The organism is Methylorubrum sp. SL192 (assembly GCF_026672325.1).
Classification (GTDB): Bacteria; Pseudomonadota; Alphaproteobacteria; order Rhizobiales; family Beijerinckiaceae; genus Methylobacterium; species Methylobacterium extorquens.
In genome coordinates, this window is sequence record NZ_JAPPQV010000003.1 from 638122 (window position 1) to 654201 (window position 16080).

Genomic DNA, 16080 nt, shown 5'->3' on the forward strand with positions numbered 1-16080 from the left:
GCAAGCGAGGCGAGTGGGCGGCCATGACGGGTGAGGAAAGCGCCGAAAGCGCGGCAGCTGCGGGCACTGCCGGCCCGCTGGTGCGGAGCCTGCGCCTCACGCTCGAGGCGCCCCGGACCGGACCGATCCAGGCCGTTCTGGCGCTTGCGAGCGCACCGCTCGATTGGCTCGACGCCCATCGCGGCGGCTTCCTTCACGCGGACGAAGAGGCGCTGCTCACCGACCGCCTCCATGCGCGGCGCCGCCACGGCCTGTTGATCGGGCGCTACGCGGCGAAATGCGCGCTCGCCGCCTTTCGGCCCGAGCTCGACCCGCGGGATCTGGCGATCCGGCCCGGTGTGCTGGAGCAGCCGGTTCTCTCCGGCGCCGGAGTCGAAAACCTCGGCATCAGCCTGTCCCATGCCGGCCCGGTCGCCGTGGCGGTGATCTTTCCCGAGGCCTGCCCGATGGGGATCGATCTGGAGCGGATTCAGCCGGCCAACGTCGCGCTGCTGACGCGCCAGACCCTTGCCGCCGAGCGCCGGCACATCGCCGCCCGGCTCGACGCGCCGGAGGCCGAGCGGCTGACCCGGCTGTGGTGCCTGAAGGAGGCGCTGTCCAAGACCCTGCGCTGCGGCCTCACCGTGCCGCTCGATCTTCTGGCTGTCGGCAGCGTCGTGGCCGAGCCGCCGGCGCTCGGCGTCACCTTCGCGAATTTCGCGCAATACCGGGGGCTGAGCCTCGCCGCGGGTGATCTCGCCGCCGCGCTCGTTCTGCCGCGCCCTCCGGCGGCGGCGCTTGCGGTCGAAGCGGCAGCCTGGGAAGAGCTGCGATCGGGCTTGGCCGAAGCCGCGAGGCGGTGGCGGGCCGAAGATGCCGTACCGCCCCCTCGCGACGGCGATCGCGAAGAGACTGGACACCGATGACGACCTGGCGCCCACCCCAACAGATCCGCGTCAAGGTGATCGGGCTGGCGTGGCGCGGGGACGCGCTGCTGGCCGTCGAGGTCCTCGACGATCGCGGCCGGATCAAGGGCGTGCGTCCGCCCGGCGGCAGCGTTTCCTTCGGAGAGACCCGCGAACAGGCCCTGGACCGGGAATTTCGGGAGGAGCTGGGCTGCGGCGTGACGATGACCGGGCCCTGGACGGTGTTCGAGAACATCTATCGCCACGAAGGCGCGCTCGGCCACGAGATCGTGTTCGCGGCCGACATCCGCCTTCACGACGCGGCCCTCTACGACCGCGACGTAATCCGTTTCAGCGAGGATGACGGCACGGCCTGCACCGCGCGCTGGCTCCGGCCGGCCGCCCTTCCGGACGGCGCCGCCCTCTTCCCCGACGGCCTTGCGGCCGCGCTGGCGCATCGCCCGGAACTGTGAGGACCGGATTCCGGGACGATGCTCCGGCCTTGGCTTAACCCTGGCCGCCCGTCAGGCTGTGGCTGAGGAAGAAATCGAGCATCGCGCGCGAGGCATCCGGTCCGTTCGGGTCCGTGTAGCTGCCCGCCGAGCTGCCGCCGCACCACGCGTGGCCCGCGCCCTGCACCGACCATGCCTCGACCTGAATGCGGCCGGCCTCGTCGGCGTAGCGGGTCCGGGTGTAGCTGTGACGGCCGTTGATCCCGCCCTCCTGGCGCGGCGTCAGAGCCTCGATGCCGGCCTGCGCCAGCACGGCGTCGGCGTTGCGGGGATGGACGGTGCCGTCACCCTCGCCGTGGAAGACGATGGTCGGGACCCGCAGCTTCTGCGTCACCGCGCCGGCGCCGAAGCCGGCCGCCCCCCCGGCTCGGCCGCACCGGGCGCGCCGACCCGCATCGCCGAGAGCGCCGAGGACAGGTCGCGGGCGCAGCCTGCGGCGAGACCCGAATGCACGCCGAGGCCCGCGAACAGGTCGGGATAGGCCCGGGCGATGTTGGCCGCCGCCGCCCCGCCCGCCGAGAGCCCGGCGATGTAGATGCGGGAGCGATCGATCGAATGCTCGGCGCAGATCGCGCGGACGAGGCCCGCAACGATGCCGGCCTCGCCCATCTCCCGGCCCTGGTCGCCGGGCTCGAACCAGTTCCAGCACTTCTGCGCGTTGGCCCGGCTCGTCTGGCGGGGATAGGCGACGTAGACCCCCTCCTCCTCGGCGAGCGTGTTCATCCGCGTTCCCGCCGCGAAATCCTCCGGCGACTGGCTACAGCCGTGCAGCATCACGAGCAGCGGGCGCGGTCCGCTCCGCGGGCTCGGGATGAACAGCTTGTAGTCCCGCGCCCCGGCGGCATTGGAGAAGCTGCGCTCGACGAACTGGCCGCCCTCCGACGCGACCCCGTCGGGTTCGGTCCCGTTGGGTCTGGGCGCCTGCTGGCCACCGCCCGTCAGCCCGTTCAGCGAGGGCACCAGCGAGCGCAGGCCCTGCATCACGTGGTCGATGTTCTCGCGAAGCCGTTCGGGGATCAGCGTCGCGTGATCCGTCGCCTGAGCCGCATCCACCTCCGGATCGAGCCGGGTCGCCGACCCTTCGAGCCGCGGCGTCCCGTGCGGGGCGGGCGACGCATCGGTCGGCCGCGCCCCCTCGGCGGAGAGGTTTGCACCACCGAGGCTGCGCTGGATGAGGGCGGTCGCCTCGCCGAGCCGTCCGGCCTGGGTCAGGCGGGTGGCCTCGGCGATATCCGTGAAGAAGGCGTTGTGACGTTCGGTCATGCGGGTCTCGCTTTCCGGGTCGGCGACGGGCGCGCGCGAGCGCAGCGGGTCACGAGGGGGATTTTTTTGAGGATCAGGGCAGACGGTCGGCCAGCACCCGCTTCACGGCGGGGCTCGCCTGAAGGCTGCCGAGCACTTCGATCGAAGCGATCGCGGCGCTGGCGAGGTCGGCGGGAACGTCGTCGGCGATGACGGCGAGGCCGAGGACGCGGATGTCGAGCCGTGTCCCCGCCGCCTGCGCCGCTTCCAGTTCGGCCCGGCCGTAGCGGCACAGGCCGACTTCGATCGGTTTGCGGGCCACCGATTGGCGGGTGATGTCGGCGTGCCGCTCGATCTGGTTGCGCACCGCCGTGCGGATGAAATCGCTGCGGTTGGCGTAAACGCCCTCCGAAACCAGCAGATCGATATGCCCGAGATCGACGAAGCCGAGATTGACCGTGATCTTCTCATGGTCGCCGGGTTTGGCCCCGAACCGCACGGCGATCGGGGTATTCGGCCGTCTCTCCTGCACCACGTCCATCATCGCGCGACATCCCTGCGCCAGCCACAGGGATGGTATGGGAGCGCTTATGCTGCACTGCAAGATGAAGTTTTTTGCATTGCAGCAAGACGGGTAATGAGGTCGGAGAGGTGCCGCTTACGCCTCGTCGGCCGAGCGACGGGGGCTTCAACGCCAAAGACCGCGCTCAAAGAAAGACTTAACGGATCGTTTCCGCTGCGGTCATGGGCTCACGGTTCCATGTATTCCCGCCAGACGGCGTTTGTTCCAAGGCTCTCGACAAAGCTGTCATGCCGTAAGCGCTCGCCTTCGGTGAGGCGGCTGCGTATCGGCCGCGGGCCGACCGGACCCGAATCAGTCAAGGCCCCGAGCGCCACGGTCTCGACCGGCTCGGCAATGCTGAGCCCCAAGCTGGTCTGCTTGCCGCCGAGCAACTCGACATAGACCTCGGCCAGGATCTGCGCGTCGAGCAGCGCGCCGTGCTTGACGCGGCGGGTGGTGTCCACGCCGTAGCGGTTGCACAGGGCATCGAGGTTGTTGGCCGCGCCCGGATGCTTGCGGCGAGCGAGCAAGAGGGTATCGACCACGTCCTCCAGCGCGATCGCCTTCGGCGCGGCGGGTCCGAGCCGGGCGAACTCCATGTTCAGGAAGCCGACGTCGAAGGGCGCGTTGTGGATCACCAAGCGCGCATCGCCGCAGAATTCGAGGAAGGCATCGACCACCTCGGCGAAGACCGGCTTGTCGGCGAGCATCGCATCCGAGATGCCGTGCACCGCGAACGCCCCTTCGGACACCGCCCGCTGCGGGTTGATGAGCCGGTGGAAGGTCTCGCCGGTCTGGACGTGGTTGATGAGTTCGACGCAGCCGATCTCGATCAGCCGGTCGCCGTTTCGAGCCTCCGTGCCGGTGGTCTCGGTGTCGAGGACGATCTCGCGCAGCATTTTTTGGGATTCCATGCCCGGCGGGAAGGGTGTGGCGGACGATTGTCGCTGGAAGGAGTTACCGAGACGGACACAGGGATCATGATTGATCCTTGTGATGACTACGGCTAAGCCGTACATTTATGGATGACGGCTCATTTCAATGGGATGGTGACAAGGCGGCCCGCAACGTCGCTGTCCACGGCATCACTTTCGAGACTGCACGAAGCGTGTTCCGCGACCCCTTCGCGCTCGAATGGACCGACACGCGCGAAGCCTACGGCGAGGAGCGATACGTCATCCTCGGCATGGTCGAGAATCGTCTTCTCTACGTTGTCTATACGTTGAGGGGTGAAGCCATCCGGATCATTTCAGCGAGAGGCGCCGAACCGCAGGAACGGCGACGCTACCATGACGACAACGCCTGAATCCTCGAAGCATAACTGGGACCGGTTCGATGCGATGTCGGAAACGGAGCGGCATGCGGCCGCGTTGGCCGACCCCGATGCGCGGCCTTTGACGTCTGACGACATGCAGCGGATGCCACGCACACCTCAAGTGCGCATCATTCGCCGTGCCCTCGGCCTGTCTCAGGAAGAGTTTGCAAGCCGCTTTCAAATCCCGCTCGGCACTCTGCGCGATTGGGAGCAGGGCCGAAAGGAGCCTGATGCGGCAGCACGAGCGTATCTGGTCGTAATTGGCCGCAATCCACGGGCGGTCAGCGAAGCCCTTCATCCACCGGCGTGATGCGGGAGGCCCGGCGTCGCTCTAGTTCCTCGACGATCCGCCCCACCTCCGCTTCCGCGGGTTCGAACCCGCGGCTCGTGTCGATCACGTAGTCCGCCCGCGCCCGCTTCTCGGCATCCGGCATCTGCTTGGCGCGGATCGCCTCGAACGCGTCCTCGGTCATACCGGGGCGGGCGAGCACGCGGGCGCGCTGCACCGGCGCCGGGGCGGTGACGACGAGGACGGCGTCGCAGCGGGCGTCGGCCCCGGTCTCGAACAGGAGCGGGATGTCGAGGACGACCAGCGGCGCCCCGGCGTTGCGGGCAAGGAAGGCGCGGCTCTCCTCCCGGACCAGCGGATGCACGATCGCCTCCAGCCGGGCGAGTTTTTCGGAATCGCCCAGCACCGCCTTGCGCAGGGCCGGCCGATCGACGCCGCCCTCCGGCGTCAGGGTGCCCGGAAAGGCTTCGCCGATCGCCTGCGCCGCGGCCCCGCCCGGCCCGTAGAGGGCGTGGACCGCCGCGTCCGAATCGTGGACCGGGACGCCGCGGGCGGAGAACATCGCGGCGGTGGCCGACTTGCCCATGCCGATCGAGCCGGTGAGGCCGAGCACAACGGGACGGTGAGGTTGGTCAGGAGCGCTCATTTCGCGACGAGATCCGCGACGATTATTTGGCGCAGGGCCGGCGTCACCTCGGGCCGCAGGCCGAACCATGCCGCGAAGCCCGGCACCGCCTGGTGCAGCAGCATGCCGAGCCCATCGACCGCTGCGAGCCCCCGCGCCCGCGCCGCAGCGAGCAGCGGCGTCTCCAGCGGCACGTAGACGATGTCGGCCACCGCCGCGCGGTCCGGGAGCGGGGCGAGGTCGAGGTCGAGCGGCGGGTGGCCTGCCATCCCGAGCGAGGTGGTGTTGACGAGAAGCCCGGTGTCGGAGAGTGCGTCCGGCACGGCCTCCCAGGCCAGCGCCTCGATGTGTTCGGGATCGAGTTCGGCGAGCACCCGCGCCCGCTCGGGGCTGCGGTTGGCGATGCGGACCGAGAGCCCCCGCTCCACCAGCCCGACGACGATGGCCCGCGCCGCGCCGCCCGCGCCGAGCACGAGGGCGGACCCGCCGGTCCGCTCGGGCCAGCGCTCCCCGAGGCTGTGATCGAGATGGGCGATGAAGCCCGGCGCGTCGGTGTTGTCGCCACGGACGCGGTCGCCCTCGACGATCAGCGTGTTCACCGCACCGATCTTTTTCGCCCGCTCCGTCAGGGAATCGGCCAACTGATAGGCCGCCTCCTTGTGCGGGATGGTGACGTTGCCGCCGGCAAAGCCCGAGGCCGGAAGCCCGCGGATGAAGGCCTCGAACGCCTCCGGCGCCACGTCGATGCGCTCGTAGCTGCCGTCCAACCCGTGCTCGGCGAGCCAGTGCCCGTGGATCAGCGGCGAGCGGGAATGCCGGATCGGATGGCCGACGACGAAGGCCCTGGCTGTCATGGAAACCTGCTGGGAAAGTCGAGAGACATCACGCGACGCAGCTCGTCGGCAGCGTGCAGGCGGTCTGCCCCTCGATCTCGATCTGGATTGTGGCGTGACCGATCCCGAAGCGCGCCCGCAACGCGTCCGCCGTCTCCTTGAGGAAGAGCCGGTCGGGCGCCGCGTCGGCGATCACGAGATGGGCGGTGAGGGCGACTTCGGTGGTGCTCATCGGCCAGATGTGCAGGTCGTGCAGCCCGCGCACGCCGGGGCGAGCGGCGAGATAGGCGCGAACGGCCTCCGGATCGATGCCGGACGGCACCGCGGCGAGCGACATCGCCACGCTGTCGCGCAGGAGCCCCCAGGTCGCGGCGATGATGAGCGCGGCGATGGCGAGGCTCACCAACGGGTCGATCCAATCGAAACCGGTGGCGAGGATGACGAGGCCGGCGAGCACCACGCCGGCCGAGACCGCCGCGTCGGCCAGCATGTGCAGGTAGGCGCCGCGGATGTTGATGTCGTCCTTGGAACCCGAGGCGAACAGCCACGCGGTGAAGCCGTTGATGAGGATGCCGATGCCGGCCACCACCATCACCGTGGTGCCGGCGACCGGGGCCGGATCGAGGAAGCGCTGCACCGCCTCGACGATGATGCCGCCGGTGGCGACCAGAAGCACCACCGCGTTGAACAAAGCGGCGAGGATCGAGGAGCCGCGCAGGCCGTAGGTGAAGCGCGCGGAGGGCGCCCGCTTCACCAGCACCGCGGCGATCCAGGCGGCGGCGAGGCCGAGCACGTCGGAGAGGTTGTGGCCGGCATCGGCCACCAGCGCCATGGAATTCGAGAGCCAGCCATAGGCCGCCTCGACGCCGACGAAGCCGAGGTTCAGCGCGATGCCGATGGCGAAGGCCGACCCGAAGTTCTTCGGGGCGTGAACATGACCAAGCCCGCCATGAGCATGTCCCCCATGTCCATGATCGTGATCATGGGAATGCTCATGATCATGACCGGCATGATCGTGGTCTTTCCGGTGGCTCTGCCGATGATCCTGCCGGTGGTCGTCCATCGTCCCTCGCCGTGTCAGAAAGCCAGCAAGCCCATGCCCCGCAGCCGCGCGAGAAGGGGCGTGAGCGGCAGGCCGAGAACCGTCGAATGGTCGCCCTCGACCCGCTCGAACAGGTGGATGCCGAGCCCCTCGAGCTGGTAGGCGCCGACCGAACTCGTGACCGCCGCGCCCGCGAGCCGCAGATAGGCGTCGATGGCGCCCGCATCGAGGGGGCGCAGGGTCAGCCGCGCGGTTTCGACGAAATCCTCCGCGTGGCCGCCGCGCCGGATCGCGACCGCCGAATGCAGCGCGTGGGTGCGGCCCTGGAGCCGGGTGAGATGGGCGTGCGCGGCCGCGAGGTCGGCGGGCTTATGGAAGATCTGGCCCTCGCATTCGAGCACTTGGTCGGCGCCGATCACGACGCGGCCGGGATGGCGGGCCGCCACCTCCTTCGCCTTGGCCTGGGCGAGCCGCCGCGCCAGCTCGACCGGGGCCAGGGCACCGCCCTCGGCCTCCAGGGCGCGCTCGTCGATCCGCGCGGGCGCCGTCTCCACCGGCAGGCCGGCCCCCGTCAGGAGATCGCGCCGGGTGGCGCTCGCCGAGGCGAGAAGGAGCGGTGCGGGGGCAAGCCAGAGGGGGGAAGCGTTCACGTCGAAAATGAATCCGTCAGCGCAGGCCGCGCCAGTCGAGCCAGTCGAACAGGAAGTCGATATCCTCGGGCGCCACCGAGAAGAACCCCTCCTCCGAGCGTTCCGAGCCGATCACGTAGCCGCTGGCATGGCCGAGCGTGTGGTCGATCGAGCTTTGCAGGAAGCCGAGTTCGAGCCCGTTGTCGCGCAGCGCCACCACGGTGGTGCCGGGGCCTGCGAACAGCGAGCCGTGCAGCCCCGAACCGTACTCGCCGATGATCGTGCCGGCGGAGCGGAACAGCGCGATCTGTTCGGGCACGCTCAGCCGCTCGGGCCGGACGGGTGTGAAACCGCGGGCCACCGCCTTCGCCTCGAACGCCGCCCGCTCCGCGAGCGTGCGCCGGTTGAGCGTGTCGGCATTGTCCGAGCGGGAGATCAGGAGTTTTTCGCTCCCCTGTTTCTCGCGGCGGCGACCGAGGCGCCAGCGGGACGGCCAGCGGGAGCCGGGCGCCGCGCGCTTGAGAAGGAAGCGGCGGGCCTGCCGCATCAGCGGCGAGGCGCGGCTGATGAAGCGGAGCGCCGTCGGCACGAGGAGCGAGCGGCAGACGACGAGATCGCGGCTGCGGTCGTAGACGACGAGCCGGTCCTCGCCGATGCCGAGGAGGCCGAGCCAGTCCCGCGCGAAACGCGGCGTGTCGGCGGGAAGAAGGTAGCGCAGCCGCGTGATGTCGTGGCCGGTCCGGTCGAGCAGGAACAGCTTCGGCAGGAAATCGACCAGCCAGTGGCCGTACATCTGGTGGCCCATGCCGGTCAGCAGCACGACCGGCTCCTCGACGGTGACGCGCCGCAGATCCGGCAGCCGCGCGGCGATGGCGCGGAAATGCCCCTCGAAATTGACGGAGAAGATATTGAGCTGGGCGGCGTACTGGAACACGCCGTCGAGGAGCACGACGCCCTCCTCCGTCACCTCCGCCCCCGGCAATTCGTAGAGGCTCGTCCCGAGCACGGTGGTCTGCTCGTGATAGACGCGCAGCAGCTTGGGCGTCACCGCGCCGACCAGCAATTCGGGCGGGGGCGCCCAGTCCCGGTAGGACAGGCTGAGATCGGTGCAGCGCCCGCGCCCGGCCTGGACGGTCTCGCGCAGATCGGCCGCGGCGAGGCCGGCGTCTTCCATGTGTCGAAGCCTCAGGTCGCGATGAACTTGAGGCGGTGCTCGCGGTAGAGATCGAGGATCGCGGCGGCCGTTTCCTCGATCGAGCGGCGGGTCACGTCGATGGTCGGCCAGCGGTACTTGGCGCAGAGCCGGCGCGAGGCCGCGATCTCGTCGGAGACCGATTGCCGATCGACATAGGAGGAGTTGTCGTCGGCCTTCAGGCTGAGCAGGCGGTTCTGGCGGATCTGCACGATCCGTTCCGGGCTGGCGATCAGCCCGACGATCAGCGCCTTCTTCACCCGCTCGAAGCTCGGAGGCAGCGGCATCGAGGGGACCAGCGGCAGGTTCGCGGTCTTGAGGCCACGGTTGGCGAGATAGATCGAGGTCGGCGTCTTCGAGGTGCGGCTGACGCCGACCAGCACCACGTCGGCCTCGTCGAGATCGGCCGGCAGGTTGCCGTCGTCGTGGGCCAGGGTGAAGTTCATCGCGTCGATGCGCTTGAAGTACTCGGCGTTGAGCATGTGCTGGGCGCCCGGCCGCTCGGTCGAGGTCGCGCCGAGATAGGAGCGCAGGAGCGCGTGCACCGGCTGGAGCACGTTGAGCGTCGGCGAGCCGGTCTCGCGGCAGGCCTCTTCCAGGCGCTCGATCAGCTCGTGGCCGACCAGCGTATAGAGCACGAGGCCCGGCGCCGCCTTGATCTCCGAGATCACCCGTTCGAGCTGCGCGCCCGAGCGCACCAGCGGGTAGACGTGCTCGATCGCCGAGATGCCCTCGTACTGCACCGCCGCGGCGCGCCCGACATTGATCAGGGTCTCGCCGGTGGAATCCGAGACGAGATGGAGATGAAAGTAGCTGCGGCTCATCGTCGGCCCGTCTCTGCCGTGACGCTCGGTGCGAGGCGACACAGCCGCCCCGAGGGGATGCTTAGAGCATTTTCTCGGGCAAGCGCGATGCCGAATTGCCGTCGGCACGTCGGCTCCTATGCGGCCGGACGGCCCATCATCGCGGCGGCCGGAGCACGTCGCCGACCCTCGCGGATCATGCCGGGGCCCGACCCACGCCGTCATGGAAGGACGAAGCCGAACCGCTCCGGCAGGGCGGCGCCGCGGCCGATTCCGTCACCACCCGGGAAAATTTCGATTGTCTTGTCAGCGCTTTAGCGTTCCGCCACCGCCACGCTGTCCCCAGGGCGGGTCCAGGGAGTCGATAAGTGGGGAAAACCAGGCCCGATCCGAGCGCGACGGCGGGTTGCCCCGAAATCCATCGACTCCGCCCTCAACACCCCGAGCTTGCGCACACGATGGAGTCGCCCGAATGGGAGAATCCGGGACCGAGGCGGCCATCAGGGCATACGGGCCCACGCAAGCCACTGCTGAGCTTGGCCTATCGTGGACATTAGATCCAATCCGTTAAGAGGGGATTAACGCCGTGGCCGTGGGGAGGGCCTGTGGACGCGCTTGCGGCATCACGATCCAACGTCCAAGAGAAAAAACAGAGATTCTAGAATCTCTCTTTCTTTGAATAGGGCCGGGGTGGGGATGGCGCGGTCGCGATCCCTCCGGTCTCCCCCGAACGACAATCAGGCAGGATACGGGCTTCAGGCATGGCGGAGGCAAAGACGGCGGCAACGGTGGCGGAAAGGCCGGTGCTGCGGGTGCTGTCGGGAGAGGCGATCTCCCCGCCCCCGGCCTGGATGATGCGCCAAGCCGGCCGCTACCTGCCGGAATACCGGGCGACCCGAGCCGAGGCCGGATCCTTCCTCGATCTCTGCTACAACCCAGCCTTCGCCACCGAGGTAACGCTCCAGCCGATCCGCCGCTTCGGCTTCGAGGCGTCGATCCTGTTCTCCGACATCCTCGTGATCCCCCACGCGCTCGGCCAGGACGTGCGTTTCGTCGAGGGCGAGGGTCCGCGCCTCGATGCGCTCGAAGGCCGCGCCCAGTTCGAGCGCCTGCGCGAGGCCGGCGACCCGGCGATCTTTTCGCATCTGGCACCGGTCTTCGAGGCCGTCGAGCGCATCCGCGGGGCGCTTCCCCACGAGACCACGCTGCTCGGCTTCTGCGGCGCACCCTGGACCGTGGCGAGCTACATGATCGGCGGGCGCGGCACGGTGGATCTCGCCCCGGCCCGGGCGCTGGCGGCGGCCGACCCCGCGCTGCTGGACGCACTGCTCGACCGGCTCGTCGCCGTCCAGACCGAATATCTCGTCCGCCAGCTCCGTGCCGGCGCCGACGTGGTGCAGATCTTCGAATCCCATGCCGGTGTGCTGCCCGAGTCGAGCGACGGCGATCCCCTGAAGCGCTACTCGCTCGGGCCGATCACGCGGATGGTTCAGGGCGTCCGGGCGCAGGTGCCGGACGCGAAGATCATCGTGTTCGCCAAGGGCTCGGGGCTGGAGGGCCATGCCCGCGTCGTGCCCGAGACCGGCGCGAGTGCCGTCGGCGTCGATTGGGGTGTCGATCTGGCGGCCCTGCGAGCCCGTGTACCGGTCTCGACGGTGACCCAGGGCAACCTCCACCCCGAGACCCTGATCGAGGGTGGGCGGGCCCTGGACGCGGCCGTGGACGCCATCCTGGCGGCGACCGAGGGTCTGCCGCACATCTTCAACCTCGGCCACGGCATCACCCCGCAGACGCCGATCGCCCATGTCGAGCAGATGCTGGCCCGGCTCAGAGGCGGCCGCTGAGCCCCTCCCCCTGAACCTTTTCCTGCGTTGCGTATCGAGGAGTGCCTCACCCGGTGCTTGAGACCCTGTACCCTTGGATCAAAGCCTTCCACGTCATCGCGGTCATCTCGTGGATGGCGGCGATGCTCTATCTGCCGCGCCTGTTCGTCTATCACGCCGCCCTGCCGGCGGGCTCGCGGGTGCAGTCCGAGACCTTCAAGGTCATGGAGCGGCGCCTGCTCAAGGCGATCATGACCCCGGCCATGATCGTCACCTGGATCCTCGGCCTCTGGCTCGCGTGGCAGAGCGGCTACTACGCGGCGCCCTGGCTCCAGGCGAAGTTCGCCCTGGTGCTGGCGATGAGCGGCGTGCACGGCTTCCTCTCCCGCACGGTCAAGGACTTCGCCGCCGACCGCAACACCCGGAGCCAGCGCTTCTACCGGGTCATCAACGAGGTGCCGACGCTGCTGATGATCGTCATCGTCATCCTCGCGATCGTGAAGCCCTGGAGCTGATTTTTTGCCCGGCTCCGGGCACCGGGGCGCGCACGAGCCGTTGGAAAGGCAAAGCGTGGCCGTTGCTCACGCGGGAGCCTGCCCGATGCGTACGCTGTTTCTCGCCCTCGCCCTGAGCCTCGCGGCAGCCTCCCCCGCGGCGGCGGCGAGCTTCGCCTGCGCCAAGGCCGAGACGCCGGACGAGAAGACGATCTGCGACACCCGCGCCCTCAACGACCTCGACGTCGAGATGGCGGTGCGCTTCGACATCCTCAAAGACCTGCTGCCGATGGGCAACCGCACCAAGATGCAGGACGATCAGGAGGCCTGGCTCAAGGACCGCCGCGCCTGCGGTGCCGATGTGGCCTGCCTCACCGCGGCCTATGAGGGCCGGCTCAAGGTGCTGCGGGGCGTGCTGTCGGAGTTCGCCAAGCAGGGCGGGCAGTAGGGCGCTTTCCCACCAAACCCCTCATCCTGAGGTGGCGCGCAAGCGCCCTCGAAGGATCCTCCAGGGATCGCGCGGGATCTGGAGGATCCTTCGAGGCTCCGCTTTGCTCCGCACCTCAGGATGAGGCCGCGGATGGGGGAAAGCCTCTCTCACAGCCGCGCCAGCAGCCGCTCCGCCAGCGGGTTCTCCGCCGCGAAGGCGTAATCGATCCGCCGCACGGTGACGGACCGGGCCCCGGCCTGCACCAGGGCGTCGGAGAGATCGAACACCGCGTCCACGGGGCAGCGCATCACGATCTCGCCGTCGGCGCCGCGCGGGGCACCGTAGGGCAGCTCGGCCTCGTGCAGGCCGGCGATCGTGGCCAGATCGATCTCGCCGGATTCGGGCAGCCCCGCACGCACCTCGCGGCTGGTGCGGGCGCGCTCCTCCGCCGCGATGCGGCCGAGCACGGTGCGCAAGGCGGCCCGCGCCGTCTCGCCCCAGGGGGCTTTCAGTGAGGCGACGAGGTTGGCCTCCGAGCGCAGCATCACCCCGTCATCGAGGATCTTCAGCGCATTGGCCGCGAGCGTGGTGCCGGTGGTGGTGATGTCGACGATGATCTCCGCCGAGCCCGCCGCCGGGGCGCCCTCGGTGGCGCCTAAGCTCTCGACGATGCGGTAATCGGCGATGCCGGCCTCGGCGAAGAAGCGGCGCGTCAGGTTCACGTATTTGGTGGCGATGCGCATCCGCCGGCCCTGGCGCAGGCGCATTTCGCTCGCGACCTCGTCGAGATCGCTCATGGCGCGCACGTCGATCCAGGCCTGCGGCACCGCCACGACCACGCTGGCATGGCCGAAGCCGAGCGGCGTCAAGAGTTCGACGCTCGCGCCCGGATCGGGCAGCATCTCGCGGATCAGATCCTCGCCGGTCACGCCGAGATGGGCGGCGCCGCTGGCGAGCTGGCCGGCGATCTCGGAGGCCGAGAGGTAGCGCACCTCGACGCCGGGGAGCCCGGCCAGCGTGCCGCGATACTCACGCGCGCCCGCCTTCTGCACGAGCTTGAGCCCGGCGCGGGAGAAGAAGGCGCTGGCATTCTCCTGAAGCCGGCCCTTCGAGGGGACGGCGAGAACGAGGGGCGAATCGGTCACGCGACAACTCCTTCGCTTCCGCTCGTGTCGGCTTGGGCGCAGCGCGATAGCCAGAACGCGCAGCCCACCGCCGGCAGCGGCACCGGGCTGCCGAGCTGCTGCAGGAGCCCGTCGTAGCGCCCGCCGCCGACCAGGGTCGGGCCACCCTGAGGACCCGTCACCTCGAAGATGAAGCCGGTATAATAGTCGAGGTTGCGCGCGAACCCGCCGTTGAACCGGAAGCGCTCGACCGGCAGACCCCGCGCCGCCATGAAGCCGGTGCGCTCCTCGAACAGGGCGAGCGCCGCCTCCAGCCCGTCATGGGTCAGACCCGCCTCGCGCGCCAGCGCCCGCACTGCGGCCACGGCCGCATCGGGATCGCCGGAGATGGCGCAGTAGCGCTCGATCAGTTCGCGGTTCGTCGCGTTGAGGCCGGCGCCCCCATGCGCCTGCGCCGAGGCCTTGGCGAGGAAGCGCTCGGCGATGGCCCCGGCGCTGCGCCCGCCCACCTGCGAGATGCCGGCGATGGACAGCACGTCCTCCACGAAGGCGCGCACGGCGCCCGCATCCTGGCCCTGGATCGCGGCGAGCAGGCCGGCATGGCGATCCTCGGCCTGCACGCTGTTGGCGACCTCGTCGAGGGAGCGCCCGGCGGCGATGGCCCGCAGGGTCCGGCGCTTGGCCACCGGCGGCACGTGGAGGGCGTCGAGGAAGGCGTGGGTCAGGCCCATATCGCCAAGCCGCACGGTGACGTCGGAGCGACCGAGCAGGGCGAGCCCTTCGAGGGCGAGCCCCAGCACCTCGGCATCCGCCGCCGGGGTGTCGGTGCGCCCGATCGATTCGATGCCGCCCTGGACGAACTCGTCGGGCTCGCCCGCCACAAGGCGGAAGACCGGGCCGAGATAGCTGTAATCGGCGCTCTCGCCGGGCCGGGTCGCCTGATGCAGGCGGCAGACGGGAATGGTGAATTCCGGCCGCAGGCACAGTTCGGCCCCGTTCGCGTCCTGCGTCACGAAGATGCGCCGCCGGATATCCTCGCCCGACAATTCGAGGAACGGCTCCACCGGCTGCAGCACGGGGGGCGATGCGGGCACGTATCCGCAGGCGGAAAAATGCGCCGACAGCCGCACATGGCGCAACGCCTCCGCGCCGCTCGGGCCGCCTGCCTCCGGTCTCGTCATCGTCTCGGATCCAGCTTGATTTCGGCCCCCATAGCAATCGCGTCACCGGTTGGCGACCGTGCCGGGGTATTTCCGCGCGGATCGGACTGCGTAAGAGCCATAGAATGGGCAGGGAGGGGGCCAGCTTTCCGCTGACCTCCTCGATTACCAGACCAGCCGCTCGATCACCGCGTCGGGCTTCACCTCCTGGCGCGACAGCCAAACGGCGATGTCGCCGAGGCTGTGATGCTCGGCCGTGACGCCGAGTTCCTCCGCATGGATGCCACGGGCGACGAGGACCGAGGGGATACCGTAGCCGGCCGCACCGGCGATGTCGGTGCGGATCGCATCACCCACGGCCACCGTGCGGCGCACGTCCGGCGGCGGCAGGCCGTCAAGTTCCCCGGCCATGGCCAGCGCCGTCTCGTAGACCGGCCGATAGGGCTTACCCGCATAGACGACCGCGCCGCCGATGGCCTCGTAGGCCTGGGCGATCAGGCCGGCGCAGGGGATCAGCTTCTTGTCGCGCTCGACCACAAGATCGGGGTTGGCGCAGATCATCGGTACCTTGCGCTCGCGGAACGCGGCCAGCGCCGCGCGGTAATCCTCCGCCGTCTCGGTATCATCGTCGAACAGACCGGTGCAGACGATGCGCTGCGCCTCTGCCGCTGGCACCAGGGTGAGGTCGAGGCGATCGAAGACCGGCGCGTCGCGCTCCGGCCCCAGGTGATACACCCGCTCGCCCGGATGCTCGGCGATCAGCCGCCGGGTCAGATCGCCGGAGGTGAGGATCGCGTCGTAGGCCTCCCGCGGCACGCCGTAGCCGTCGAGGATTTTTTGGACGCCTTGCCACGGTCGGGGCGCGTTGGAGACCAGGATCACCCGGCGCGGACGCGGGCCGGGGAGCCCGCGAAAGCGGATCAGCGCCTCGCCGGCCGCGACATGGCCCCGTGTCCCGTCATGCAGCACGCCCCAGACATCGCACAGGATCAGGTCGTAGCGCTCGGCGACCTCCGCGAAGTGGCGCAGCGTCGGGACGGAAGGGTGAGTCATCGAAGGATCCGGTCGGGCGGTGTTGGGGGCTCTATAACGGGGTTTGCGGATCACTGAAGACCGCCGGC

At 69.6% G+C, this 16080-nt stretch carries 18 protein-coding genes and 1 pseudogene; 7 read left to right on the forward strand and 12 right to left on the reverse strand.

Translation table 11 applies throughout. The features are described 5' to 3' along the window. The first annotated feature begins 23 nt into the window (after positions 1 to 23). Both OVA30_RS03795 and OVA30_RS03800 read left to right on the forward strand, forming a co-directional pair. Positions 24 to 905: a 4'-phosphopantetheinyl transferase family protein gene (locus OVA30_RS03795; protein WP_268174661.1), complete on the forward strand. Its 882-nt coding sequence runs from the start codon at positions 24 to 26 to the stop codon at positions 903 to 905. Then, positions 902 to 1357, forward strand: a complete 456-nt coding sequence (locus OVA30_RS03800; protein WP_268174662.1) for an NUDIX hydrolase — start codon at positions 902 to 904, stop codon at positions 1355 to 1357. Before OVA30_RS03795 ends, OVA30_RS03800 begins: the two co-directional genes overlap by 4 nt. A gap of 34 nt (positions 1358 to 1391) precedes the next feature. Here the strand turns inward: OVA30_RS03800 and OVA30_RS03810 are convergent. The 3 genes and pseudogenes from OVA30_RS03810 to dnaQ all read right to left on the reverse strand — a co-directional run bounded on the left by OVA30_RS03810 (position 1392) and on the right by dnaQ (position 4099). Next, positions 1392 to 2659: pseudogene (locus tag OVA30_RS03810) on the reverse strand (extracellular catalytic domain type 1 short-chain-length polyhydroxyalkanoate depolymerase). Between the two features lie 73 nt (positions 2660 to 2732). Continuing rightward, positions 2733 to 3182 (reverse strand): CopG family transcriptional regulator, encoded by a 450-nt coding sequence (locus OVA30_RS03815; RefSeq protein WP_268174665.1) that lies wholly within the window; start codon positions 3180 to 3182, stop codon positions 2733 to 2735. A gap of 206 nt (positions 3183 to 3388) precedes the next feature. After that, the gene (gene dnaQ, locus OVA30_RS03820; protein WP_268174666.1) at positions 3389 to 4099 is read right to left on the reverse strand and encodes a DNA polymerase III subunit epsilon; all 711 of its coding nucleotides are present in this window, start codon (positions 4097 to 4099) and stop codon (positions 3389 to 3391) included. Positions 4100 to 4221: 122 nt separating this feature from the next. On the opposite strand from dnaQ, the gene OVA30_RS03825 reads away from it, so the two are divergent. Together OVA30_RS03825 and OVA30_RS03830 are read left to right on the forward strand one after the other, a co-directional pair. Further along, positions 4222 to 4506 carry a BrnT family toxin gene (locus tag OVA30_RS03825; protein ID WP_012253102.1) on the forward strand — a complete coding sequence of 95 codons (285 nt, stop codon included), beginning with the start codon at positions 4222 to 4224 and terminating at the stop codon, positions 4504 to 4506. Then, positions 4490 to 4825 carry a helix-turn-helix domain-containing protein gene (locus tag OVA30_RS03830; protein ID WP_012253103.1) on the forward strand — a complete coding sequence of 112 codons (336 nt, stop codon included), beginning with the start codon at positions 4490 to 4492 and terminating at the stop codon, positions 4823 to 4825. The genes OVA30_RS03825 and OVA30_RS03830 overlap by 17 nt, the downstream gene beginning before the upstream one ends. Here the strand turns inward: OVA30_RS03830 and coaE are convergent. From coaE to OVA30_RS03860, 6 genes are read right to left on the reverse strand one after another with little or no spacing between them, the layout of a single operon-like run. Then, on the reverse strand, positions 4797 to 5450 hold the full coding sequence (gene coaE, locus OVA30_RS03835) for a dephospho-CoA kinase (RefSeq protein ID WP_012253104.1): 654 nt from the start codon (positions 5448 to 5450) through the stop codon (positions 4797 to 4799). The two genes, OVA30_RS03830 and coaE, sit on opposite strands and share 29 nt — an antisense overlap. Beyond that, positions 5447 to 6283, reverse strand: a complete 837-nt coding sequence (locus tag OVA30_RS03840; RefSeq protein WP_268174667.1) for a shikimate dehydrogenase — start codon at positions 6281 to 6283, stop codon at positions 5447 to 5449. Before OVA30_RS03840 ends, coaE begins: the two co-directional genes overlap by 4 nt. Positions 6284 to 6311: 28 nt before the next feature. Next, a complete protein-coding gene (locus tag OVA30_RS03845) occupies positions 6312 to 7325 on the reverse strand; it encodes a cation diffusion facilitator family transporter (RefSeq protein WP_182569297.1) in 1014 nt (337 codons plus the stop codon). 14 nt (positions 7326 to 7339) lie between these two features. Beyond that, positions 7340 to 7954 carry a Maf family protein gene (locus OVA30_RS03850; protein WP_268174668.1) on the reverse strand — a complete coding sequence of 205 codons (615 nt, stop codon included), beginning with the start codon at positions 7952 to 7954 and terminating at the stop codon, positions 7340 to 7342. A gap of 16 nt (positions 7955 to 7970) precedes the next feature. Next, positions 7971 to 9107 (reverse strand): glycosyltransferase family 61 protein, encoded by a 1137-nt coding sequence (locus OVA30_RS03855; protein ID WP_268174669.1) that lies wholly within the window; start codon positions 9105 to 9107, stop codon positions 7971 to 7973. An 11-nt stretch (positions 9108 to 9118) separates the two neighbouring features. After that, entirely contained in the window at positions 9119 to 9949 is an 831-nt protein-coding gene (locus tag OVA30_RS03860) for a pyruvate, water dikinase regulatory protein (RefSeq protein WP_003597705.1), read from the reverse strand. A 740-nt stretch (positions 9950 to 10689) separates the two neighbouring features. On the opposite strand from OVA30_RS03860, the gene hemE reads away from it, so the two are divergent. From hemE to OVA30_RS03875, 3 genes are all read left to right on the forward strand, one after another. Next, positions 10690 to 11772 carry a uroporphyrinogen decarboxylase gene (gene hemE, locus OVA30_RS03865; RefSeq protein WP_268174670.1) on the forward strand — a complete coding sequence of 361 codons (1083 nt, stop codon included), beginning with the start codon at positions 10690 to 10692 and terminating at the stop codon, positions 11770 to 11772. A 53-nt stretch (positions 11773 to 11825) separates the two neighbouring features. After that, entirely contained in the window at positions 11826 to 12266 is a 441-nt protein-coding gene (gene hemJ, locus OVA30_RS03870; protein ID WP_012253111.1) for a protoporphyrinogen oxidase HemJ, read from the forward strand. Positions 12267 to 12351: 85 nt separating this feature from the next. After that, positions 12352 to 12693, forward strand: coding sequence for a lysozyme inhibitor LprI family protein (locus OVA30_RS03875; RefSeq protein WP_003597713.1), 342 nt, complete (start codon positions 12352 to 12354; stop codon positions 12691 to 12693). A 149-nt stretch (positions 12694 to 12842) separates the two neighbouring features. Here OVA30_RS03875 and hisG read toward each other — a convergent pair whose 3' ends face one another. The 3 genes from hisG to OVA30_RS03890 all read right to left on the reverse strand — a co-directional run bounded on the left by hisG (position 12843) and on the right by OVA30_RS03890 (position 16012). Continuing rightward, complete coding sequence (gene hisG / locus OVA30_RS03880; RefSeq protein ID WP_003597715.1) at positions 12843 to 13820, reverse strand: ATP phosphoribosyltransferase; 978 nt, start codon at positions 13818 to 13820, stop codon at positions 12843 to 12845. Next, positions 13817 to 14980 carry an ATP phosphoribosyltransferase regulatory subunit gene (locus OVA30_RS03885; RefSeq protein WP_056462316.1) on the reverse strand — a complete coding sequence of 388 codons (1164 nt, stop codon included), beginning with the start codon at positions 14978 to 14980 and terminating at the stop codon, positions 13817 to 13819. The genes hisG and OVA30_RS03885 overlap by 4 nt, the downstream gene beginning before the upstream one ends. Before the next feature lie 144 nt (positions 14981 to 15124). After that, positions 15125 to 16012, reverse strand: coding sequence for a TIGR01459 family HAD-type hydrolase (locus tag OVA30_RS03890; protein ID WP_268174671.1), 888 nt, complete (start codon positions 16010 to 16012; stop codon positions 15125 to 15127). Between the last annotated feature and the right edge of the window lie 68 nt (positions 16013 to 16080).